General features: G+C 72.1%; 22 protein-coding genes. 12 read left to right on the top strand and 10 right to left on the bottom strand.

Going from position 1 to position 21,042, the window contains the following annotated elements; all coding sequences use genetic code 11:
- Positions 1-232: 232 nt before the first annotated feature.
- On the bottom strand, positions 233-880 hold the full coding sequence (locus tag JNL41_RS09790) for a TetR family transcriptional regulator C-terminal domain-containing protein (RefSeq protein ID WP_293474432.1): 648 nt from the start codon (positions 878-880) through the stop codon (positions 233-235).
- Between the two features lie 131 nt (positions 881-1,011).
- Here JNL41_RS09790 and JNL41_RS09785 point away from each other — a divergent pair, with 131 nt between their 5' ends.
- From JNL41_RS09785 to JNL41_RS09775, 3 genes are read left to right on the top strand one after another with little or no spacing between them, the layout of a single operon-like run.
- Entirely contained in the window at positions 1,012-1,863 is an 852-nt protein-coding gene (locus JNL41_RS09785) for a phytanoyl-CoA dioxygenase family protein (protein WP_293474430.1), read from the top strand.
- A gap of 10 nt (positions 1,864-1,873) precedes the next feature.
- Complete coding sequence (locus tag JNL41_RS09780; RefSeq protein ID WP_293474428.1) at positions 1,874-2,287, top strand: RidA family protein; 414 nt, start codon at positions 1,874-1,876, stop codon at positions 2,285-2,287.
- Positions 2,288-2,300: 13 nt separating this feature from the next.
- The gene (locus tag JNL41_RS09775) at positions 2,301-4,355 is read left to right on the top strand and encodes a PQQ-binding-like beta-propeller repeat protein (RefSeq protein ID WP_293474426.1); all 2,055 of its coding nucleotides are present in this window, start codon (positions 2,301-2,303) and stop codon (positions 4,353-4,355) included.
- A 10-nt stretch (positions 4,356-4,365) separates the two neighbouring features.
- On the opposite strand, the gene JNL41_RS09770 is transcribed toward JNL41_RS09775, so the two are convergent.
- Complete coding sequence (locus JNL41_RS09770; RefSeq protein ID WP_293474424.1) at positions 4,366-5,316, bottom strand: putative sulfate exporter family transporter; 951 nt, start codon at positions 5,314-5,316, stop codon at positions 4,366-4,368.
- A gap of 97 nt (positions 5,317-5,413) precedes the next feature.
- Positions 5,414-6,292, bottom strand: coding sequence for a TauD/TfdA family dioxygenase (locus JNL41_RS09765; protein ID WP_293474422.1), 879 nt, complete (start codon positions 6,290-6,292; stop codon positions 5,414-5,416).
- 104 nt (positions 6,293-6,396) lie between these two features.
- Between JNL41_RS09765 and JNL41_RS09760 the strand changes: the two genes are divergently transcribed.
- The 4 genes from JNL41_RS09760 to JNL41_RS09745 all read left to right on the top strand — a co-directional run bounded on the left by JNL41_RS09760 (position 6,397) and on the right by JNL41_RS09745 (position 10,170).
- Complete coding sequence (locus JNL41_RS09760) at positions 6,397-7,398, top strand: AraC family transcriptional regulator (RefSeq protein ID WP_293474420.1); 1,002 nt, start codon at positions 6,397-6,399, stop codon at positions 7,396-7,398.
- A gap of 69 nt (positions 7,399-7,467) precedes the next feature.
- Positions 7,468-8,133: a DUF4331 family protein gene (locus JNL41_RS09755; RefSeq protein WP_293474418.1), complete on the top strand. Its 666-nt coding sequence runs from the start codon at positions 7,468-7,470 to the stop codon at positions 8,131-8,133.
- Positions 8,130-8,807: a DUF4331 family protein gene (locus JNL41_RS09750; RefSeq protein WP_293474416.1), complete on the top strand. Its 678-nt coding sequence runs from the start codon at positions 8,130-8,132 to the stop codon at positions 8,805-8,807. Before JNL41_RS09755 ends, JNL41_RS09750 begins: the two co-directional genes overlap by 4 nt.
- A gap of 1 nt (position 8,808) precedes the next feature.
- Positions 8,809-10,170 (top strand): tetratricopeptide repeat protein, encoded by a 1,362-nt coding sequence (locus JNL41_RS09745; protein ID WP_293474415.1) that lies wholly within the window; start codon positions 8,809-8,811, stop codon positions 10,168-10,170.
- A 6-nt stretch (positions 10,171-10,176) separates the two neighbouring features.
- Here the strand turns inward: JNL41_RS09745 and JNL41_RS09740 are convergent, their stop codons facing one another.
- The 3 genes from JNL41_RS09740 to JNL41_RS22545 are packed head-to-tail and all read right to left on the bottom strand — an operon-like array spanning position 10,177 to position 13,009.
- On the bottom strand, positions 10,177-11,448 hold the full coding sequence (locus JNL41_RS09740; protein ID WP_293474413.1) for a hypothetical protein: 1,272 nt from the start codon (positions 11,446-11,448) through the stop codon (positions 10,177-10,179).
- A gap of 43 nt (positions 11,449-11,491) precedes the next feature.
- A complete protein-coding gene (locus JNL41_RS22550) occupies positions 11,492-12,289 on the bottom strand; it encodes a hypothetical protein (RefSeq protein ID WP_365698060.1) in 798 nt (265 codons plus the stop codon).
- 12 nt (positions 12,290-12,301) lie between these two features.
- Positions 12,302-13,009, bottom strand: a complete 708-nt coding sequence (locus JNL41_RS22545; RefSeq protein WP_365698058.1) for a DUF4331 family protein — start codon at positions 13,007-13,009, stop codon at positions 12,302-12,304.
- Positions 13,010-13,238: 229 nt separating this feature from the next.
- Here JNL41_RS22545 and JNL41_RS09730 point away from each other — a divergent pair, with 229 nt between their 5' ends.
- Positions 13,239-14,036, top strand: coding sequence for a PEPxxWA-CTERM sorting domain-containing protein (locus JNL41_RS09730; RefSeq protein WP_293474411.1), 798 nt, complete (start codon positions 13,239-13,241; stop codon positions 14,034-14,036).
- On the opposite strand, the gene JNL41_RS09725 is transcribed toward JNL41_RS09730, so the two are convergent.
- Positions 14,027-14,638 carry a DNA-3-methyladenine glycosylase gene (locus JNL41_RS09725; protein ID WP_293474409.1) on the bottom strand — a complete coding sequence of 204 codons (612 nt, stop codon included), beginning with the start codon at positions 14,636-14,638 and terminating at the stop codon, positions 14,027-14,029. The two genes, JNL41_RS09730 and JNL41_RS09725, sit on opposite strands and share 10 nt — an antisense overlap.
- A gap of 15 nt (positions 14,639-14,653) precedes the next feature.
- Here JNL41_RS09725 and JNL41_RS09720 point away from each other — a divergent pair, with 15 nt between their 5' ends.
- Positions 14,654-15,835 carry an amidohydrolase family protein gene (locus JNL41_RS09720; RefSeq protein WP_293474407.1) on the top strand — a complete coding sequence of 394 codons (1,182 nt, stop codon included), beginning with the start codon at positions 14,654-14,656 and terminating at the stop codon, positions 15,833-15,835.
- A gap of 65 nt (positions 15,836-15,900) precedes the next feature.
- On the opposite strand, the gene JNL41_RS09715 is transcribed toward JNL41_RS09720, so the two are convergent.
- Complete coding sequence (locus JNL41_RS09715; protein ID WP_293474405.1) at positions 15,901-17,652, bottom strand: acyl-CoA dehydrogenase; 1,752 nt, start codon at positions 17,650-17,652, stop codon at positions 15,901-15,903.
- A gap of 147 nt (positions 17,653-17,799) precedes the next feature.
- Between JNL41_RS09715 and JNL41_RS09710 the strand changes: the two genes are divergently transcribed.
- The 3 genes from JNL41_RS09710 to JNL41_RS09700 are packed head-to-tail and all read left to right on the top strand — an operon-like array spanning position 17,800 to position 20,551.
- Entirely contained in the window at positions 17,800-18,402 is a 603-nt protein-coding gene (locus tag JNL41_RS09710) for a YceI family protein (RefSeq protein WP_293474403.1), read from the top strand.
- The gene (locus JNL41_RS09705; RefSeq protein ID WP_293474402.1) at positions 18,399-19,658 is read left to right on the top strand and encodes a YceI family protein; all 1,260 of its coding nucleotides are present in this window, start codon (positions 18,399-18,401) and stop codon (positions 19,656-19,658) included. The genes JNL41_RS09710 and JNL41_RS09705 overlap by 4 nt, the downstream gene beginning before the upstream one ends.
- 11 nt (positions 19,659-19,669) lie before the next feature.
- Positions 19,670-20,551, top strand: coding sequence for an L-threonylcarbamoyladenylate synthase (locus tag JNL41_RS09700; protein WP_293474436.1), 882 nt, complete (start codon positions 19,670-19,672; stop codon positions 20,549-20,551).
- Between the two features lie 67 nt (positions 20,552-20,618).
- Here JNL41_RS09700 and JNL41_RS09695 read toward each other — a convergent pair whose 3' ends face one another.
- Together JNL41_RS09695 and JNL41_RS09690 are read right to left on the bottom strand one after the other, a co-directional pair.
- Positions 20,619-20,828: a hypothetical protein gene (locus JNL41_RS09695; protein ID WP_293474400.1), complete on the bottom strand. Its 210-nt coding sequence runs from the start codon at positions 20,826-20,828 to the stop codon at positions 20,619-20,621.
- Positions 20,829-20,913: 85 nt separating this feature from the next.
- Positions 20,914-21,042 (bottom strand): type II toxin-antitoxin system VapC family toxin (locus JNL41_RS09690; RefSeq protein WP_293474434.1); only part of this gene is annotated, 129 nt, incomplete at its 5' end.

Below are 21,042 nucleotides of genomic sequence, written 5' to 3'. Positions count from 1 at the left end.
ATGGACTGGCGCACGCCGCGGCCGACGTCGCAGTGGGCGTCGACCAGGGCGAGGAGGGTCGGGTGTCCGGGGCCGCCTCGACGGCCACGGCGATGCGGCGCACGACGCTCATGCCGAGCTCGGCGAGCTCGAACAGTTGGGTCGATGCGGCGTCGGTCGCGGACATGAACGAAACAAGAACATCAATCTGCCGGCGTGTCAAGTCCCGGACGCTGCCCGGGCCCGCGGCGGGTCAGGCGGCCGGCGAGATCATCGCCATGGTCGCGTCGAGCAGGGCCTTCACCCGCTTCGGGCCGAAGCGGTCCGGCTCGATCGGAAACAGCATCATCCAGCCGTCGCCCATGGCGCTGAGCTGGTCGGCGAGGAGGTCGGCCGGAATGTCCCTGCGCACCCAGCCGTCGCGCTGGCCCCCGGCCAGGATCGCGGCGAACGTCTCGCGGTAGCGGGCGTAGCGGCGCTGGTAGGCGGCGGCCAGCGTCGGTTCGTGGCGGGCGTAGGCCAGGAGCTGGAAGCCCGCGACCCAGACGCCGGGGTCCTCCGGGTTGGTGATCTCGAGCCAGCGCTCGAACATCGCGCGGATGGCGCCCGCGCCGTCGCCGATCTCCAGCAGCTTGTCGAACTCGTCGAACCGACTCTCGATGACGGCGACCAGCATCTCGTCCTTGCTGGCGAAGTAGTACGAGACCGCGCCCGTCGTGCAGCCGGCCCGCTGGGCCACCTTGCGCAGCGACATGCCCGCAAAGCCCTCGTCCGCAATCACCTTCATCGCGGCGTCGAGCAGTTCGGTCCGGCGGCCTTCGCGGTCGCCGACGGGGCGTCCGCGCCCACGGCGGGGCGGAACGGTCGCGGCGGTCTTCGAAGCGGCCGAGTCGACAGGCACGGGCGCGACCATAGCGGGTTCGCCGGGCGTCACAATTTCCATCACGATAATTATGATAACAAATGTTGCGTTAAATAGAAGCCGATGCTAGCTGTGACCCAGGCCAGCAGGAACCGCCGGAGGACAGGTCGATGGATGAGGCTCTGCGCAGGGCGTACCGCGAGGACGGCGCCGTGATGATCCGGGGGCTGCTCAGCCCCGCGCAACTGGCGCAGTGCCGCGCCGCGTTCGACTGGGCGATCGAGAATCCCGGACCGCACGCCAGCAAGATGTACGCGAACACCGGGCAGCGCTCGCACGTCGACAACTGCAATCCGATCGCCAAGCCGAAGCTGGACGACCTGGTCGCCTCGCTGCCGCTGGGGCGGACGTTCGCCGACCTCTGGGGCGCGGAACACGCCTGGTACTTCGCCGAGGAGGTGTTCCTGAAGGAGGGAGGCGTCGGCGCGCGCACGCTCTGGCACCAGGACACCTCGTACCTTCCCTGGGGCGGCCAGCACTGGGGCAACGCCTGGATCAGCTTCGAGGCGGTGCCGAAGGCGAACGCGCTGGAGATCCTCCGCGGCTCGCACCGCGGTCCGCGCTACGACGGGACCACCTTCATGGATCCGGACGATCCGACCGATCCGCTGCACGCCGATCCGCAGCAGGCGGGGGCCGCCGCGTGGCCGCGGATGCCCGACGTGGAGGCCGAGCGCCGGGCGAACCCCGCGGCGTTCGACGTGCTGTCGTGGGCGACCGAGCCCGGCGACGTGCTGATCCTGCACCCGGCCTCGCTGCACGGCGGCGCGCCCGTGGATGCGGCCTTCCCGAACCGCCACACGCTGGTGCTGCGCTTCTTCGGCGACGACGCCACGTTCAGCCCGCTGCCGGACGAGAGCCGGTCCGGCTACGCCCGCGACGGCGTTCTCTTCAAGAACGAGATGTCGGCGCTGGAACCCGGCGCGCCGTTCCGCGCGCCCGTCTTCCGCCAGGTCGCGTGAGGGGGCCGCGATGACCGTTGACAAGACGCGCCGGCAGATCGTCCCGCCGGCCCTGCAGCCGATGTACGACGGCTACCACTTCGCGCCGGCGACGCGGGTCGGCGACATGATCTGGGTCTCGGGCCAGGTCGGGATCGACGCGGCGATGCGGCCGGGGGTCGGCATGGAGGCCCAGGCGCGCCTGGCGTTCGAGGGGCTGAAGGCGGTGCTGGAGGCGGCGGGCGCGAGCCTGGCCGACGTGGTGGAGCTGATGACGTTCCACACCGACCTGCGCGGCGACATGGCCGAGTTCGCCAAGGTGAAGGACGCGTACTTCCCGGACCGCTATCCGTCGTGGACGGCGGTGGGCGTGACGCAGCTCGCGATGCCCGAGTTCCTGGTCGAGGTGCGGGCCGTCGCGGTGGCCGGCTGCGGCCGGGCCTGAGGGCGCGCGGGCGATGCGGGGGGCGAAGGCCGCAGCGGTGGCGCTCGCGATGGCGGCGTCCGGCTGCTCGGAGCGGGGCGGCGATCCGCGCGACACCGACTGGGCGCTGCTGGGCAACGGGCCCTCGATGCAGCACCACGCCGATCTGAAGCAGATCGACAAGGCGAGCGTGAGCCGGCTGGGGCTGGCCTGGGCGGTGGAGATGCCCACGGCCTACGGACTGGTCGGCAATCCGCTGATCGAGGACGGCGTCGTCTACCAGGGCGGGCCCGGCGGGCGGATCTTCGCCAACGACCTCAAGACCGGGAAGCTCCTCTGGCAGTTCGCCGCGACCTATCCCGAGGACGCGGCCGAGCGGCAGTCGTTCGGCGTCTTCTGGGCGCGGCAGTTCAACCGCGGCATGGCGCTCTACCGGGACAAGGCGATCATCGCGACGGGCGACTGCCGGCTGGTGGCGGTCGACCGGAAGAGCGGCGTCCAGCGCTGGGCGGCGCAGAGCTGCGATCCCGGCCTCGACTACGGCATCGCGGGGGCGCCGCGGGTAGGCGGCGGCCTGGTCTTCATCGGCAATTCGAACCAGGAGCTGGGGACGCAGCGCGGCTTCGTCGATGCGTTCGACGCCGAGACCGGCAAGCGGCGGTGGCGGTTCTACACCGTGCCCGGCGACCCGAAGACCGAGACCGACCCGTTCTACCGGAAGATCGCGGAGACCTGGGGGACGGGCTGGTACGGGAAGACCCACGGCGCGGGCGCGCCCTGGGACGCGCTCACCTACGACGAGAAGCTCGGGCAGCTCATCATCGGGACCGGCGCGCTGGGGCCGGGCGAACCCTCGGCGCGGGCGGCCGACGCGGGCGACGAGCTGTTCACCAATTCGGTCGTGGCGGTGGACGCGAAGACCGGCAAGTACCGCTGGCACGCCAAGCAGGTGCCGCACGACGGCTGGAACTACGAGGCGGCGGTGGGCCTGATGGTCGCCGACGTGCCGGTGGGCGGGACGCCGCGGCATGTGGTGGTGTCGGTTCCCAAGCAGGGCTTCGCCTACGTCTACGACGCGGCGAGCGGCAAGTTCCTGGCCGGCACGCAGTACGTCGACGTCGCCTGGGCCAAGGGCCTGGACGCGGACGGCCGGCCGATCTTCAACCCCGAGGCCCAGTACTGGAACCGGCCGGGCCAGGACACGCTGGTGCTGCCTGGCGGGATGGGCGCGCACGGCTGGGAGGCGCTGGCGTTCGATCCCAGGACCAGCGTCCTCTATGTGCCCACCATGATCCTGCCGGTCAGCCGCACGGCGGACGGCGCCTACGACTGGCTCTACGGCGACCGGCCGGACGCCAAGGTGAAGCCGAGCGGGCAGGTGGTGGCCATCGACCTGGCGGCGGGCCGGGTGAAGTGGCGCACGACGACGTCGCGGCTGCCGGTCAACGGCGGGCTGCTGCACACGGCGGGCGGGCTGGTCTTCCAGGGCCTGGCCGACGGGCGGCTGCTGGCGTTCGACGCGGCGACCGGGGCGGTGGTCTGGGGCCGCCAGACCGGCGGGGCGATCCGCGCGGCGCCGTCGAGCGTCATGCTGGACGGCGAGCAGTACATCGTCGTAGCGACCGGCAACGGCGCAGCCTCGGCCTCGGCGTCGCTGGTCAGCCGCTACGCGTCGACGCCGCAAGCGCGCACGCCGCCGCGGCTGCTGGCGTTCAAGCTGGGCGGGAGCGCGGCCTATCCGCCCCTGGCCAAGGCCGACCCCGTGCCGACGCCGCCGGGGCCGCGGCAGAGCCCGACGCTGGCCAAGCAGGGCGAGACGCTCTTCGCGGCCTATCAGTGCGAATACTGCCACGGGACCGACGGCGGGGCCTCGGTGGGCGGCGGCATCCCGAACCTGAACCGTACGCGGGTCGACCTGGCGGCGTTCAAGGGCGTGGTGCAGGGGGGCGACCGCAGGTCCGGCGGGATGCCGCAGTTCCGGGACATGCCGGACGCGCACGCCGCGGCGCTCTACGCCTACGTCCTCGACGCCGCCTGGGACGCCCACGAGGGCAAGGCGGGGCGGTCGGTCAGCCTCAGGCCCCGCTGACGCGCCGACGTCATCGCATGAGCAGCGTCGCGGCGAGCACCAGCGCGCCGATCCAGGCCGTCTCGGCGACGATCAGGGCGACGGGACGCCAGCCGAGCTTCGCCAGGGCGCCGAACGAGGTCTTCATGCCCAGCGCCGCGACGGCGCCGACGAGACACGCGCGGGAGACGACGTCGGCGCCCTGCACGGCCGGGCGCGGCAACAGGCCGAAGCTGCCGAGCGCCACCAGCGCGGCGAAGCCGACGAGGAAGAACGGGAACGGGGCGCCGGGACGCGCCGCCGCCGTCCGCTGCCGCCCGACGGACACGGCCAGGCCCATCGCGAAGACCACGGGCAGCAGCAGCGCGACGCGCAGCAGCTTGACGTAGGTCGCCACGTCGCCGGTCTTGCCCGACACGCTGTAGCCCGCGCCGACCACCTGGGCGACGTCGTGGATCGTGCCGCCGAGGAAGACGCCGGTCTGCGTCGGGTCGAGGCCGGCGGCCGCGGCGATCAGCGGATAGACGATCATGGCGGTCGTCGAGAGCGCCGTCACGGTGACCACGGCCAGGATGGTGTCGCGCTCGCGCCCCTCGCGGTCGGGCAGGACCGCGGCGATGGCCAGGGCCGCAGAGGCGCCGCAGATGCCCACGGCGCCGCCGGTCAGCACCCCGAACGCCCGGCTCTGCCCGAACAGGCGCGCGCAGGCGAACCCGAGCGCGATGGTGGTGGCGACCGCGGTCGCCACCGTGACGACGGGCGCGACGCCCAGTCCGGCGATCTGTTCGAACGTGATCTTCGCGCCCAGGAGGGCGACGCCGACCCGCAGCATCGCACGCGACGCCAGTTCGATCCCCGCCGCGCACCGCGGGTCGTCGTGCAGGAAGTTGAAGGCCATGCCCAGCAGCAGGGCGAACAGCATGACGGGCGCGCCGTAGTGCTGGGAGAGCCAGCTCGCCGCGAGCCCGATCGTCGCGGCCACCAGAAGCCCGGGCCAGACGCGGCCAGCCTCGACACGCAAAGCCGCCGGCGCGAACCGCCGGCGCCGGCCGGCGGTGTCGGGCGGACCGGTCACCGGCTCAGGCCACCGGCCGTTCGCCGACGATCGACACGCGGTGCCCCGCGCGGTCCAGTGGATAGTAGTCCCAGACCGCGTGGTGCTGCGTGCAGCGGTTGTCCCAGAACACGAGCGTGTCGGGCGTCCAGCGGACGCGGCAGGCGAGCGCGGGCTGGGTCTCGATGTGTCGGTAGAGCATTTCCAGGAGCGCGGCGCTCTCGAAGCGGGCGAGCTGCGGAATGTGCGAGGTGAAGCCGCGGTTCACGTACAGCAGCTTCCGCCCGGTCTCCGGATGGCGGACGACCACCGGATGCTCGTTGACCTGGAACGTCTGGTTTGGCCGGTAGCCGTAGCCCTGCACCCAGGGGATCGCGCCGTCGTGGACCGCGGTGAGCGTCTCCAGGAACGCCCGCATGGGCGCCGACAGCATCTCGTAGGCCAGGTGCATGTTGGCGAACAGGGTGTCGCCGCCGACCCCGATCTCGGGCGTCGTCTGCAGGTAGAGCATCGAGCCCATCGGCGGCTCGACGTCGCAGGTGACGTCGGCGTGCCAGCCTTCGCCGGCGACGAACTTGGAGTCCTTGCTGGCCTTGACCTCCAGCCGCTCGTTGTCGCCCTCGCGCATCGCCTGGAGGGGGTGGACGTGCAGGCGTCCGAAGCGGCGGCCGAAGCGCTTGTGGTCCTCGGGGCTCAGGCGCTGGTCGCGGAAGACGAGGATATGGTGCTCCAGGAAGGCGCGGCGCACTTCGGCGAACTGCCGGTTCGAGAGGTCGCCGGCCAGGTCCACGCCTTCGATCTCGGCCCCGATGACGGGGGTCAGCGGATTGACCCGGATCGTCTCGTAGGGCTCGCGTTCGGCCTTCACGATGGCTTCGATCGCCAGCAGCGCTTCTCTATGCATGGTTCGGCCCCCAGCCTGTTCGCGGGTTTTCGTTGGCGGCCACCCTAGGCGGCGACGCCGGGCCATGATTGACAGTCGGGGCCACAAACTTGACAGTTGGGGCCATGGCGCAGCTCCTCACGCGCAGCGCGAGCCTCACGGGGTACGGCGATCTGGCCCGCGCCTTCGGCCTCGATCCGCGCCGGCTGTGCGCGGAGGTGGGGCTGCCCGCCGCCTGCCTGACCGACCCCGACCTGAAGATCCCGGCGCTCGCCGTGGGCCGCCTGCTGGAGCGTGCGGCGCGGCGGTCGGGCGCGGAGGACTTCGGGCTGCGCCTGGCGGAAACGCGGCAACTGTCGAACCTGGGCGCCGTGGCCTTCGTGCTCCGCGAGCAGCCCACGCTGGCGAAGGCGATCGAGGCGCTGGTCAGCTACACCTGGGCGCAGAACCAGGCCCTGACGCTGCGGCTGGACATCGCCGGCGACGTGGCGGTGCTGCGGCAGACGGCGTCCGGCCCGGGCCGCAGCCGCCAGAGCGTGGAGCTGTCGCTCGGCGTCATCGCCCGCGCGATCCGTCAACTGGTCGGGCCGGGTTCCGGACCGCGGGAAGCGCGCTTCATGCACGGGCGCCCGGCGGACGTCGCCACCCATCGCCGCGTGTTCGGCGACCCGCTGTGGTTCGACCAGGACTTCGACGGCCTGGTGTTCGAGGCCGCCGACCTGGAGGCGCCGATCTCCGGCGCCGACCCGGTCGCGGCGCGCCGCGCCCTGCGCTACGTCGAATGGGAGGCAGGCGCGGGCCGCCGGGATACGGCCGCCACCGTGCGGGAGCTGATCCTGGCGCTGCTGCCCACCGGGACCTGCGGGATCGCGCGGGTGGCCGCGCTCATGGGCGTGAGCCGCAGGACGCTGCACCGGCGCCTCGCCGAGGACGGCGGGCAGTCCTTCGAGGCCCTGCTCGACGAGATCAGGACCGACCTGGCGCGGCGCTACATCGCCGACGGCCGGCATTCCCTCACCGAGGTCGCGAGCCGGCTCGGCTACGGCAGCCTCAGCGCCTTCTCGCGCTGGCGCCGGCGCCGCCTGGGAGGCGGGCGCCGAAAAGACAGGCAGCTTTTCGCCCAATAGTTGACTGGACTAGTCTGCCATCGTTCGGCGAACGTAATATGGTGAACATCGCCTTCTGGGGGTGAAGTCATGAACGTCCGCCTGGGTCGTGCGTCCGCCGTGGCGGGCCTCATGGGAGCCGCCCTGCTGGCGCTCTCGACATCGGACCGGCGCGCCGTGGCCGCCGACCACCTGGATCCGCCGACACGGACCGATCCGGCGTTCGACACGACGCCCGACCGTTCGGCCGACATCGCCGACATCTACGCGTGGCACACCGCCGACAACCTGGTGATGGCGCTGACCTTCGCGGGCCCCGCGCCGCGCGAGCAGGCGGCCACCTACGATCGCGACGTGCTCTACACGATCAACATCTCGAACAACGGCGCGCCCGGCGACGCCGAGGTCGCGATCCGCTTCCGCTTCGGCAAGGACGCGGCGGGGAACACCGGCGTCGAGATCTCGGGCCTGCCCGACGGCGGGCCGCCGCTGGTCGGGCCGGTGGAGACGACGCTCACGCGCAACGGCATCCTGGCGCGGGCCGGCCTCTACGACGACCCGTTCTTCTTCGACCTGCAGGGCTTCCGCGACACCCGCTCGACCGGGACGCTGTCGTTCGTGAACACCCGCAGCTTCTTCACCGGCATGAACGACACGGCGATGGTGATCCAGATCCCGCGCAGCCGCATCGAGGTCCAGGGCCACCGGCTCGACATCTGGGTGACCAGCGCCCGCATCGGGGGCCAGTTGCAATGATCCGCCGCCAGAGCCCCGCCATCGCGGCCGCCCTCGGCCTGCCGCTCCTGCTCTGCGCCTGCAGCGGCGGCAGCGGCGCCGACGTTGTCGACCGGCCGTCCACCGCCCCGGCGAGCGCCTCGCTGAACGTCCAGAACTGCATCGACCAGCCGGTGCGGCCGGGCGGGCCCAGCGTGGGCAACCTGGTGGTGCCCGACACGATCAAGGTCGACCTGACCCAGCCCGCCGGGTTCCCGAACGGCCGGCGGCTGACCGACTCGGTGATCGACACCGAGCTGGCGTGGATCTTCCTCGACCTGACCCGGCACGACGCCAACACGCTGGCGCAGCGGCAGCTCGGACCGCAGGCCAACGACGTGGCGTTCCGATCCGACTTCCCGTACCTGGCCGCGCCGCACGGCGGGGCCCCGGCGGCGGGCGCGGGGTCGAACTTCAACTTCCGCACCGACCCGGCCTCGGCCTACGTCCAGGTCGACCGCATGGGCATGCCGGCCATCGCGACCGCGCTGATCAGCTCGTCCGCCAAGAACGCCTACAACGACGACAGCCCCGCGATCGACGGCACGGTGAAGTACGTGAACGAGATCACCTCGACCCTGGCGGTGCTGGCCAACGCGCTGCAGGACGACTTCCAGCGCCTGGGCCTGTCGATCTGCGCCCGGCCGGTCGGCTGACGTGAAGCTCGCCGCGCCGTCGCCGCGCTGGCTCTGGCTGCTGGTCCCGCCGCTGATCGTGGCGAGCGTGCTGGGCGCCGAGCGGCTGGCCGCGCCGGCGGCCGGCTTCGAGCCACGCCTGCCGCCGGCGGCGCTGCGCCCGGTGAAGCTGCCGGACACCGCGCCGCGGACGTTCGCCGCCGCGCTGGCCCGGGCCGACGCCGACCTCGCCGCCGCCCAGGCGCGCGTGGCGGAACACCCGGGCGAGTGGGTGTTCCTGGAGGGCCTGTCGCGGCGCTGGTCGACGCGGGCGCGGCTGACCGGCGCGTTCGAAGACTACGCGGCGGCGCAGGCGGCGCTGGACCGGGCGTTCACGCTGGCGCCGGCGGGCTCGGGCCCGCACCTGACCCAGGCGGCGCTGCACTTCACCCTGCATCGGCTCGACGCGGCCGAGCGCACGCTGGACGCCATCGACCGCTACGCCGTGCCGCCCGACGCGATGGAGCGGGCCGAGGCGCTGGCGCTGCGCGGCGACATCGCCTTCTACCGCGGCGACCTCGAGGCGGCCGAGGCGCGCTACCGGGCGGCCGACGCGCTGGAGCCGGGCGCCGGCACGGCGTTCCGCTGGGCGGTCTACTTCACCAAGACGGGCCGCCTGGCCGAGGCCGAGCGGTTCTTCGACGCCGCGGTGCGGGCGAGCCGGATGCCGACGATGCAGTTCCGCGCCAACGTCGAACTCCAGAAGGGGACGCTCTACCTGGAGCGCGGCCAGTGGGACCGGGCGCTGGGCTACTTCCGCAGGGCCGATGCGCTCTTCCCCGGCTACTACGCGATCCAGGAGCACATCGCCGAGGCGCTGACGCTGAAGGGCCAGACCGCCGAGGCCGAGGCGATGTATGCCGACATCGTGCGGCGCACGGGCAATCCCGAGTTCATGGACGCGCTCGCCGGCATCGCCGCGGGCCGGGGCGACGCGGCGGGCGCCGCGGCGTGGCGAACGAAGGCCGCGGCGCAATGGGAGCGGCGGCTGAAGCTGCTGCCCGAAGCCGCCTATGGCCACGCGCTGGACCACTACATCTCCGCCGGCGATCCGGAGCGGGCGCTGGAGATCGCGCGGCGCAACCATGCGGCGCGGCCCAACGGCGATTCCAGGGCGCTGCTGGCGGAGGCCCTGCTGAAGGCCGGCCGTCCGTCGGAGGCGCGGCAGGTGATCGAACCTGTGCTGAAGAGCGCATGGAACACCGCCCAGCTCCACGGCGTGGCGTCGCAGGTCTATGCCGTGGTGGGCGACAGGCGCGGCGCCGGGCGCGAACGCGCCAAGGCCCTGGCGATCAACCCGCACGAGCTCGACGACGCGACCGCGCTGCCGAAGGTGTTCAACTGAGCGGCGTCAGAACGTGAAGGCGTACTGGCTGGCGCTCTGCCCGTTGCGCTGGAGCGCCGCGTCGCCCGCGGCCTTCGCGCGGCCGGGGTCGCCGGCGGCCCTGGCGGCGAGCGCGAGCGTCCACCAGGTCTCGGCCGTGTCCCAACCCTGGGCGAGCTGCCGGTCCAGCAGGCGCTGGGCCTCTTTCGCCCGGCCGTTCATCAGGTAGGCCTTGGCCAGCGCGACGGCGGCGTCGCCGTAGGGGCGGTTGGCGAAGTTGGCCTCGGCGAGGCTGAGCGCCCTGGCGGGTTGCGGCGCGGCGCTCAGGTAGTGGTCCAGGGCGTGGCCGGCGATGGCTTCGGGAAAGCGCCGGGCGCGCTCGTCGTAGATCGTCTCGGCGCGGTCGAGCAGCGGCCTGGCGGCCTCAGGGGTTTCCAGGGCGGCCAGCGCGTCCAGGTATTCGGGCGCCGTGGTCTTCTTCACGACCGCCTCGTAGAGGCGCCTGGCCGCCGCATCGTCGCCCTTGAGCTGGGCGATCTCCGCCAGGTGCTCCTCGTTCAGCCAGTAGCCGGGCATGCGCTGGTCGGCGAGGGCGAAGAGGGCGCGGGCCTCGTCGAACCGCCCCCGATCCATCTCCACGAGACCCCGCTGGAGGGCATACCAACTGAGCTGGACGGGCGACGTGCCGTGGTAGCGCTTCTCGGCTGCCTCGAAGAAGGCCAGGGCCTCGCCGGGCGACCCGGTCTTGGCGCTGTAGAGGGCGAGCTGGGTGTAGGCCTGCGGCGTGCCGAGGCGGTCGACGAGCGCGCGGTAGATGATCCCCGCGTCCTTGTAGCGGCCCGAGTAGAAGGCGATGTCGGCCCGCAGCGCGAGGTCCTCGGGCCGGCCGGCGACGTGCGGGCAGGCGTCGAGCACGGCCTTGGCCCGGGCGAGCCGGTGGAGCGCGAAGTGCAGCCGCGCCTTGGCGAGGCAGAGCTCGTCGGACGGCCTGAGCTCGGTCTCTATGCGGGCCAGGAGCGCCTCGGCGCGGGCGTAGTCGTCGTAGCCGCCGGTCAGCCGTGCGCGCTCGGTGTAGATGCTGACGAGCTCCAGCGGGACCATGGCGCTGGCGAGCCGCGCCCTGGTCGCGGCCTCGCCGGAGGCGACCGCGGCGTCGTAGTCGGCCAGCATCCGGTCGAACGTGGGCGGCGCGGGCGTCGGCGCGGCGACCGCGGCCGACTTCTGCGGCGTGCAGGCCGCCAGCCACGGCAGCGCGGCGGCGGCCAGCAGGGTCGCGACGGACCGGCCCACGCGGCTCAAGCCCGCCCCCGCCGGGGACGGGCTTGCGCGACGATCGCTGCGGTCACGGATAGGCCGGCCGCAGGAACGGGAACGTCGCCGGCGAGAAGGTGTTGGTCTCGTCGCCGGTGAAGCGGCAGGGCGAGGCGCAGGGCTGCCCCGCCGGGCCGTTCCACGTGTCGATCACGCCCAGCAGGCTGTCGATGTGGTGCGGCGCGGGCGCCGCTCCGTTCGGCACCAGCCGCAGCAGGGCCGCGGCCAGGATGCGGTCGGCCACCGGGTCGTCGTAGGTGCGCCCGTTGGGGAAGCCGTCAGGGCGGTTGGCGTCGAAGACGATCACGTCGGGGATGATCGCCGGCGCCGCCTGGGCGACGCAGGTGTCGACGTTGACGTCGGCGTTGGTCGCCGCGCCGCCCGCCGGAATCGTCGAACACGGAGTCAGGCCCAGGGCGCGAAGCTCCGCGTTCAGCTTGAAGTGGATGTTCTTCAGCGAGTTCGACTGCGGGCCCGCCACGAAGGTCGCGGCGAAGTCGCGGGCGTCGTTGGCCGGGTCGCCCCGGTTCAACTGGTCGCGCTGGTCGTTGAAGGTGTTCGCCGCGTTGGCCGGGTTCAGGACCCCGCCGCCGACACCCGTGATGGTCAGGTTGCCCCGCGACAGCAGGGCCGTGGCCACGGCCGGCGCGCCGGTGCGGTCGACCCGCACGTAGAGGGCCGAGTTGGCGGCGGCCTCCTCGAACGCATAGGGGCTGGCGGCCGGGCGCGTCGTCGTCGGCGCGTCGTCGGACCCGCCGTTGCAGGCGCTGAGCAGGCCCGCGCCCGCGAGGGCGACGAGCGTCGAGGCGAGTTTCGTTGTGCTGTGCATGCCCGCCTCCCCCTACGAGGCCTTCCGGGCCGTCGTGGCCCAGACCTGGATCTTGGGCCGCACGCCGTTCACGGCGGGGGCGACGGCGTCGAGGTCGATCTCGAAGACGATGACCGAGACGTTGCGGTTGGCGAACGAGTCGCGCCGGGCCCGCTGCCCGAGGCCGAAGGCGTTGACCAGGTATCCGCCGGCGGGCGCCGGCCCGTCGAAGGCGGCGACCATGCCGTTGTAGCCCTCGGCGTCGAAGAAGAACGGGTCGTTGCGCAGGCCGGCGAACGCCTTGAGGCCCGTCGACGAGGTGAAGACGGTGTCGATCGGCCCGTCGAAGGTCCCGCCCGCGCCGGGCACGTTCTCAAGCCGCAGGGCGCCGCAGCGGCCGGTGGCGACCACGGTCCCGAACCGGCCGGCGACCTGGAAGGTGGGCTGGTTGGCGAACGTCCCGGCGGCGTTCGCGCGCTCGATGTTCAGGACGTAGACCACCCGCGTGTCGCACACGAAGTTCTGGTCGATGCGCGACCTCGGCCCCGAACGGCCGCCGTAGGTGATCGCCGCGACGAGGCGGCGCGGATTCTCCGGCGAGGTGAAGAGGAAGACGTCGGCCAGGTCGGCGGCCTGATCGGCGTCCGCCCCCGGCGATTCCGCATGGTCCGCGGCGATCGCGCCGGAGCCCAGAATGATGAATGGAGCCAGCACAGAGGCAAGCAGAAGCCTTCGCAACATCGACTGATGTCCCCCAAACTGCACCTCCCCCGTGCAGCGATTGCCCATTTCCCGTGCATCATCAGTTGAAGCCCAAATCGGCTGGACTGCAAAGCGCGTTCTACGAACCCCGGTCGTTTTCGGGGTGGTCGCGCTGGACGCGCGAAGCGCTCGCCTGCGGCGCGATCTCGGTTGCGGCCAGGAAAGTTGCTCGGTTAGGTCGCGTCAGTAACGCTTGGGGGAAAATCCAATGAACAGCAGATACGGGCGCGGCCACATCGTGGCCGCGGCGATGGCGGCCTGCGTGCTCGCGGGGGCCGCGACGTCGGCCGACGCGACCCAGCTTTGGTACGGGACGTTCAACGGCGCCTACGGCGGCGCCAGCGTCGAGAACGTGGGAGGTCCAGACCAGGAGCTGGGCAAGTTCCTCGTGATCGGGTCCGGCAACACCAACATCTACAAGAGCGGCGAGGGCGGCGTGAACTGCGGGACGGGCTTCACGTCCTGCATGTCGTTGGAAGCGAGCAATCTCACGCAAGGCACGATCCGCACCCTGGACCTGTCGAACCCGATGGGTGGGTCCCAGTTCAAGATTCTCGGCGGCGACGCCGTGACCGTGTCCTTCGAGCTCAGCGGCAACCAGCGGAGCGCCGACCCCACATCGACCGACCGGTTCCTCGCGAGTCTGTTCTACGACCCGGTGGTGGATGTCGGCGCCGTCCTGCGGGCCGGTCCCTGGACCAGCCTCGTCCCGGTCGATCCGCCCGCCGGCAACGGGTTCGGCTTCACCGCCCGGATCGCCGCCGGCACGGGTTTCCAGACCTACAGCATCTCGTTCGTGGCGCCGCAGGACATGCAGTTCGCCTTCCAGATCTCGGGTTTCGGACCGCTGCCCAACGACGGCCTGGGGCCGATCCTGCGATCCGTGTCCGTCGACGTCGCGGACCCGGCGGGCGGCGTGCCGGAACCGGCGACGTGGGCGATGATGCTGCTGGGCTTCGGCGGCCTCGGGGGCGTCCTGCGCCGCCGGCGCGTGGCCTACGCCTGAGGAAACGGCCGGCTCAGGAATCTCGAGCCGGCCTCTCCGAAGCGCCAGGGCGTCTCGACCGCCTTGGTGATGCCGATGCGGGGGCCGGCGACGACGCCCTGCGCGGACCCGGGGGCGAGCTCGAACGGCGCGCGGTCGAGCGCCAGGCCGTTGTGTTCGCGGGTGACGGCCAGCGCCTGGCAGAGCTTGCCGGGACCCGAGCAGAGGGCGCGCGGGTCGGAGGCCAGCCGGCGCTCGGACATGAGGTCCAGGCCATCGGTGGGCTCGAGGGCCCGGACGAGGACGGCGCCGCCGGGCGCGCCGTCCCAGCAGACGAAGTTCAGGCACCAGTGGATGCCGTACGAGCGGTAGACGTAGACGTGCGCGGGCGGGCCGAACATGACCTCGTTGCGCGGCGTCGGCCCGGAGAAGCTGTGCGAGGCGGGGTCCTCGTGGTGGTAGGCCTCGGTCTCGACGATCCGGCCGCCGACGCCGTTCACCAGGACGCTCCAGCCGATCAGGTCGGCGGCGACCTGCGTCGGGTGGCGGTCCCAGAATCCGGCGGGCCAGCCTTGACGGGCCGGATTTGAAAGTCCGGAATGCCGGGAAACACCAGAAGACATCGCGGGAGGTATGCCATGGCGTACGTGGAAGGCCAGACGGTGCATGACGCCGACAGCCACGTGATGGAGCTGCCGGGCACGGTCAACCGCTACCTCGACCCGAAATTCCGCGACGCCTTCGTCGAGAAGACGGGCCGGAAGGACGTCCTGCCCGAGTGGTTCGCCAAGGCGGCCGACAAGGCGAAGGACCCCGACTTCCGCGCCGGCGCCGAGGCCAACATCCTGCTGCGCAAGAACTACGAGGCGCTGGGCGCCTTCGAGGCCGCCGACCGGCCGAAGACGCTCGACTACCTGGGCTTCGCCTCGCAACTGGTGTTCACGACCGCGTGCCTGTCGAACTTCGGCCTGGAGCAGATGGGCGAGGTGGACCTGGCCGTCGAGGCGGCGCGGGCGCACAACCGGATGATGGCCGAGTTCTGCTCGGTGGACCGCCGGCTGCTGGCCACCGGCTACGTGCCGCTGATCGACCGGGCGCGGGCGCCGCAGATCGCGCGCGAGGCCATCGCGCTGGGCGCCAAGGGGCTGGTGGTCCCGTCGCGCCACCCGCCGGGCTTCTCGCCCAGCCACCGCGAGCTCGACCCGCTGTGGGCGGTGGCCGAGGAGGCCGGGCTGCCGATCCTCTTCCACGTCGGGGGCGAGGAGAAGATGCACAGGGACTACCTGGAGAACGGGCTGCCCTTCGTGAAGGACTTCCACGGCGGCGACGAGAACTTCACGTCGCTGACCTTCATGGCGATCCCGCTCAGCGTCTGGCAGACGCTGTCGGCCCTGGTCATCGACGGCGTGTTCGACCGCTTCCCGCGGCTGAAGTTCGGGGCCATCGAACTGGGCGCGTCGTGGCTGCCCAGCCTGATGAAGTTCCTGGACAGCGGCGTCGCGGCGTTCGGGCGCGAGGAGCGCCTGCAGAGCCTTTCCGGCACGCCCAGCGAGATCCTGCGCCGGCAACTGCGGGTCACGCCCTATCCGCACGAGGACGTGGCGTGGATCATGCGGAACTCGGGCGAGGAGATGGTGCTGTTCTCGTCCGACTTCCCGCACGTGGAGGGCGGGCGCAATCCGCTGAAGCGGTTCAACGAGAACCTCGACGGCGTGGGCGAGGTCGCGAAACGCAGGTTCTACCGCGACAACTTCATCGACCTGATGGGCGCGGGCCTCGACCGCACGCTGCACGACCTGCCGTCGCTCGCCGCGGCCTAGGCCGATCGCCCTTCGAGGGCGCGTCAGCGGTGGTGGAAAAACAGCGCCTGCGGCGCGGTTGATCCTCAGCCTGCCAGCGCGTGCGCCGGGGTGTCGGCCAGGTCGTCGGCGCTCTCGGCGAGGCCGTCGGCGACGCCCGACGCCTGGGTCAGCACCTGGCTGGCGTAGAGCCGCGCCAGGGCGCCCTTGGCCTTGAGCCACGGATCGTCGGCGCCGGCGGCGGCGGCGGCGAGCGCCTGGCGCCCGAGGATCCAGCCGCCCACGACGTCGCCGGCGAGCTTCAGGAAGGGCGTGGCCATGGCCAGCGCGGCGATGTTGTCGGCGCCGAGCGCCCGGTCGGCGGCGCGCTCCAGGGCGGCGATCGCGGCGGCGAGGCGGCGGCCGACGGCGGCGAGTTCGGCGGTCTCGGTGAGCAGTTCGGCGGTCAGCGCCATTTCCCCGCAGAGCGCCTTCAGCGTCTCGCCGCCGTTGGCCCGCAGCTTGCGGCCGATCAGGTCCATGGCCTGGATGCCGTTGGTGCCCTCGTAGATCGGCGCGATGCGGGCGTCGCGGTAGTGCTGGGCCGCGCCGGTCTCCTCGATGAAGCCCATGCCGCCATGGAGCTGCACCCCCGCCGAGGCCACCTCCACGCCGATGTCGGTGGACCACGCCTTGGCGATGGGGGTCAGCAGCTCCTGCCGCGCCCTGGCCGCGGCGCGTTCGTCGTCTGTCGCGGCGCGGTCGGCGAGATCGGCCAGCACGCCGGTGAGCAGGCAGATCCCGCGGGCGGCCTCGATCCTGGCCTTCATCAGCATCAGGGTCCGGCGCACGTCAGGGTGGCCGTAGATCATGCCGCCGGCGTCCTCGAAGGTCGCGCGGCCCTGCTTGCGCTCCTGGCTGAAGCTGAGCGCCTGCTGGAACGCCCGCTCGGCGATGGCGACGCCCTGGACGCCCACCTGCAGGCGCGCGGCGTTCATCATCACGAACATGTGGGCCAGGCCCTGGCCCAGCTCGCCGACCAGCTCGGCCTGGGCGTCCTCGTAGAGCATGACGCAGGTGGGCGAGCCGTGGATGCCCAGCTTGTGCTCGATGGAGGCGGGGCGGAAGCTGTTGCGCCCGCCGATCGAACCGTCGTCCTTCACCTCGAACTTGGTGGCGAGGAAGAGGCTGATGCCCTTGATGCCGGGTGGGGCGTCGGGGGTGCGGGCGATGATCAGGTGGGCGATGTTGTCGGCCGCGTCGTGGTCGCCCCAGGTGATGAAGATCTTCTGGCCCGAGAGGCGGTAGCCGCCGTTCCCGTCCGGCCGCGCGATGGCCGTCAGCGCGGCGAGGTCCGAACCGGCCTGCGGCTCGGTCAGGCACATGGCGCCGGTCCATTCGCCCGAGACCAGCTTCGGCAGCACCAGGCGCTTCTGGCGTTCGGTTCCGTGCAGGGTCAGCGCCTCGATGGCCGCCTGGGTCAGCATGGGGCAGAGGCCGAAGGCCATGTTGGCCGCATGCACCATCTCGAAGACGGCGAGTTCCATCGCCTTCGTCAGACCCTGGCCGCCGTGCTCGGGATCGGCGGACAGCGAATTCCAGCCCTGCTCGACGAAGTGGCGGTAGGCGTCGGCGAAGCCCGGCGCGGCGGTGACCACGCCGTTCTCGTAGCGGGCGCCTTCGAGGTCGCCCCGGCGGTTCAGCGGCGCGAGTTCGTTGTCGGCGAAGGCGCCGGCGGCCTCGAGCACGGCCTGGACGGTGTCGTCGTCGAGGTCGGGCCAGGCGCGGGCGATCAGTTCAGGATGCCCGACGGTCTTCAGGGCGAAGGCGAGGTCGCGGATAGGGGCGCGGAAGGTCATGGCGTCTCTCTGGGAACGCGGGCCTTCTAGCGGTTGCGCCGCGCGGACGAAAGCCGATGGGCCATGCTTCGCCGCGGCGAAGAATGTGCCGCGGTTCGGCCACGCTTGGCCGTATCATCCATCGTCCCTGCCGAAGGAGCGTTTCGGATGCTGCGACCGGTCGTCCTGGCGATGTCCCTGGTGCTGCTGGCGAGCGGCGCGGCGGCGGCCGATCCGACGCAGCGCGATCCCGCGAAAGTGCCGGCCGGGACCTACGCCCTGGATCCGCGTCACGCGAGCCTGGTCATCAAGGTGCCGCACATGGGCGGCTTCTCCCGCTACACCATGCGGTTCAACCGGCTGTCGGGCGATTTCACCTTCGACCCCGCCGACTGGCAGGCGACGAAGGTCTCGATCGCGGTCGACCCGAAGTCGATCGACACGGGCGACGGCATCTTCTCCCGGACCGTGGCGGGCTATTTCGAGCCCGACAAGTACCCGGTGATCCAGTTCACCTCGACGGCGCTCGGGAACGTGGCGGACGGGAAGGGCCAGCTCACCGGCGATCTCGCCTTCCACGGCGTGACCCGGCCGGTCACGCTGGACGTGGCGTTCAACGGCTACGGGCCGGGCTTCCCGGTCAGCGGACCGCGGATGGGCTTCTCCGGGACCGGGCGGTTCAAGCGCTCGGACTTCGGCGTAAACGGCGGGCGGCCCTTCGCCGGCGACGAGGTCGACCTGATCTTCGAGGTGGAGTTCGTGAAGAAGTGACCGCCCGCACCGAGCGCTACGCCACCGTCGCCATCGTTCTGCACTGGACCATCGCGGCGCTGATCGTCCTGCAGATCGTGATCGCCGGGCGGATGGAGGGCCGCACGCCGGAGGCGTTCGCGGTGCTGCAACTGCACAAGTCCCTCGGGATCACGGTGCTGCTGCTGAGCCTGTTGCGGCTCGCGTGGCGGTTCGCGAACCCGCCGCCGCCCGAGCCGGCGACGCTGGCGCGGTGGGAGAGGACGCTGTCGCTCGCGGTCCACTGGGGCTTCTACGTGGTGATGATCCTGATGCCGGTCACCGGCTGGATCATCGTCTCGACGAGCCGGACAGCGATCCCGACGCTGCTCTACGGCGTCGTCCCGTGGCCGCACATCCCCGGCCTGCCCGAGCTGGCCCCCGCGGCCCGGCACACCTGGCACGAGGCGGGCGAGACGGCGCACGGGCTGATCATCAAGGGCGCCTACGTCCTGATCGCGCTGCACGTGGCCGGAGCGCTGAAGCACCAGCTCTTCCGCCGCGACGAGCCGGTGCTGTCGCGCATGGCGCCCGGCGCGACGGGCGGGCGCTGGCTGGAGCCGCGGCTGTTCGCGATCGCGGCCGGGGCCGCCGCGGTCGTCGCCTTCGGCTACCTCTACCGGCCGCCGCTGCCGCACACCGCGCCGGCTGCGCCGCCCGTGGCGGCGGAGGCGGATGTCGCGCCGTCGACCGGGACGCCTGCGCCGGCCACGGCCGCCACGTCGGCCCCGACCGGCGCGGTGAAGTGGATCGTGCAGCCGGGCTCGTCGTTGCGATTCGGGACCGAATGGAGCGGGACGGCGATCGGGGGGCGGTTCGACCGCTGGACCGCCGACATCGTCTTCGCGCCGGACGACCTGGCCAACTCGAACGTGCGCGTCGCCATCGACATGGCCTCGGTCGACACCGGCGACGCCCAGCGTGACCAGTCGCTGCCGGCGGCGGACTGGTTCGACACGGCGACCCATCCGAAGGCGACGTTCACGGCCACGCGCTTCACCGCGGCGGGCGAGGGACGGTACGTGGCGCACGGGACGCTCACGCTGCGCGGGGTGTCGAAGCCGCTGACGCTGCCGTTCCGGCTCACGATCGACGGCGACAGGGCGACGGTCAGCGGTGTAACGAGCCTCGACCGGACCGCGTTCGGTGTTGGACAGGGCGAGTGGCAGAAGACCGACCAGATCCCGGCCAAGGTGTCCGTCAGGATCGACCTCAAGGCCCGGCGGGCGTCGCCCTAGCCGCCGCGGCGATCCGCGCCGGCGGCCTCGTGCTGATGCCGACCGAGACGGTCTACGGGCTGGCGGCGGACGCGGCCGATCCGCGGGCGGTGGCGGCGGTCTACGCGGCCAAGGGGCGGCCGAGCTTCAACCCGCTGATCGCGCATGTGGCGGACGTGGCGATGGCGCGGCGGATCGCGGTGTTCGACGCGCGGGCCGAGGCGCTGGCGGCGCGGTTCTGGCCGGGGCCGCTGACGCTGGTGCTGCCGGTGGCGGACGGCGAGGCGGTGTGCGATCTGGCGCGGGCGGGGCTGGACACGGTGGCGGTGCGCGCGCCGGGACATCCCGTGGCGCACGCGCTCCTCGAGGCCGTGGGCCGGCCGGTGGTGGCGCCCTCGGCCAACCGCTCGGGGCGGCCGAGCCCCACGACGTTTGCGGATGCCGTCGAGGAGACGGGCGAGGCGGTTGCGGCGGCGCTGGACGGCGGGCCGTGCGCGGTGGGACTGGAGTCGACCGTGGTGGCGCTGCTGGACGAGGCGCGGCTGCTGCGGCCGGGAGCGGTGACGCGGGCGGAGATCGAGGCCGTGATCGGGCCGCTGGCCGAGGCCGAGGCCGACGCGAAGCGCTCGCCGGGGCGGCTGGCGCGGCACTACGCGCCGAACGCCCCGGTGCGGCTGGAGGCGGAGACGCCCCGCGCCGGCGAGGCCTGGCTGGCGTTCGGGCCGGACGGCGACAGCGCCTGGAACCTCAGCCCGAACGGCGACCTGGCCGAAGCCGCCGCCAACCTCTTCGCCTACCTCCGCGCCGCCGACCGCACGAACCCGGCGGGCATCGCGGTCGCGCCGATCCCGCACGAGGGGCTGGGCGAGGCGATCAACGACCGCCTGAAGCGCGCGGCGGGGTTCGTGGGTTAGGGCGAAGTGCCGGCGCAGGGTCGACGTCCGTTTGCGACCTGTTGCGGACCTTGGCTTAGGGCTTGAATCACCAAGAGAGCACCAGGCGGCCGTAGACGACCGCCAGGGCGACAACAACGTAGCCAAGCACGCCCACAGGCATACTCAGCAACCACGGCCACTTTGCGTAGCGATGCAGTACGAAGGCGAAGGCTGCGACGAGAGCGACCACCAAACCCCAGGCCAATGCTCTGTCCAAGAGGCTCGCGTGTTGAAATACGAAGGTGGTCTTGGGCACCTCCGCAGCTTAGCCATGCAGCGGCGGCTTTCCACCCATCTCCGCCATCGAGTGATGCCGCTGGCGGGCCTTGTCCGCCTTCGCATCAGAGCGCTGAGCGGACGTCGGTCTTGGCGAAATCGTCGCCCTTGTAGAGAAGCGGCGCGTCAAGGTGCTTGGCGAGGGCGTAGGCGAAGCAGTCGCCGAGGTTGAGCCGCGCTGGATGGTTGCCTCT

The sequence above is a fragment of the Phenylobacterium sp. genome (genome assembly GCF_016793285.1).
Lineage (GTDB): Bacteria > Pseudomonadota > Alphaproteobacteria > Caulobacterales > Caulobacteraceae > Phenylobacterium.
The sequence above is the reverse complement of the archived record's forward strand: the minus strand, read 5'-3'. Positions and strand labels throughout refer to the sequence as shown.

What these genes read in the sequence shown, in the direction of transcription:
- JNL41_RS22545 (WP_365698058.1), bottom strand. Translation starts at nt 13,009, where the DNA reads ATGTTGCGAAGGCTTCTGCTTGCCTCTGTGCTGGCTCCATTCATCATT.
- JNL41_RS09715 (WP_293474405.1), bottom strand. Translation starts at nt 17,652, where the DNA reads ATGACCTTCCGCGCCCCTATCCGCGACCTCGCCTTCGCCCTGAAGACC.
- JNL41_RS09755 (WP_293474418.1), top strand. Translation starts at nt 7,468, where the DNA reads ATGAACGTCCGCCTGGGTCGTGCGTCCGCCGTGGCGGGCCTCATGGGA.
- JNL41_RS09775 (WP_293474426.1), top strand. Translation starts at nt 2,301, where the DNA reads ATGCGGGGGGCGAAGGCCGCAGCGGTGGCGCTCGCGATGGCGGCGTCC.
- JNL41_RS09780 (WP_293474428.1), top strand. Translation starts at nt 1,874, where the DNA reads ATGACCGTTGACAAGACGCGCCGGCAGATCGTCCCGCCGGCCCTGCAG.
- JNL41_RS09730 (WP_293474411.1), top strand. Translation starts at nt 13,239, where the DNA reads ATGAACAGCAGATACGGGCGCGGCCACATCGTGGCCGCGGCGATGGCG.
- JNL41_RS09725 (WP_293474409.1), bottom strand. Translation starts at nt 14,638, where the DNA reads ATGTCTTCTGGTGTTTCCCGGCATTCCGGACTTTCAAATCCGGCCCGT.
- JNL41_RS09710 (WP_293474403.1), top strand. Translation starts at nt 17,800, where the DNA reads ATGCTGCGACCGGTCGTCCTGGCGATGTCCCTGGTGCTGCTGGCGAGC.
- JNL41_RS09760 (WP_293474420.1), top strand. Translation starts at nt 6,397, where the DNA reads ATGGCGCAGCTCCTCACGCGCAGCGCGAGCCTCACGGGGTACGGCGAT.
- JNL41_RS09785 (WP_293474430.1), top strand. Translation starts at nt 1,012, where the DNA reads ATGGATGAGGCTCTGCGCAGGGCGTACCGCGAGGACGGCGCCGTGATG.
- JNL41_RS09750 (WP_293474416.1), top strand. Translation starts at nt 8,130, where the DNA reads ATGATCCGCCGCCAGAGCCCCGCCATCGCGGCCGCCCTCGGCCTGCCG.
- JNL41_RS09720 (WP_293474407.1), top strand. Translation starts at nt 14,654, where the DNA reads ATGGCGTACGTGGAAGGCCAGACGGTGCATGACGCCGACAGCCACGTG.
- JNL41_RS22550 (WP_365698060.1), bottom strand. Translation starts at nt 12,289, where the DNA reads ATGCACAGCACAACGAAACTCGCCTCGACGCTCGTCGCCCTCGCGGGC.
- JNL41_RS09765 (WP_293474422.1), bottom strand. Translation starts at nt 6,292, where the DNA reads ATGCATAGAGAAGCGCTGCTGGCGATCGAAGCCATCGTGAAGGCCGAA.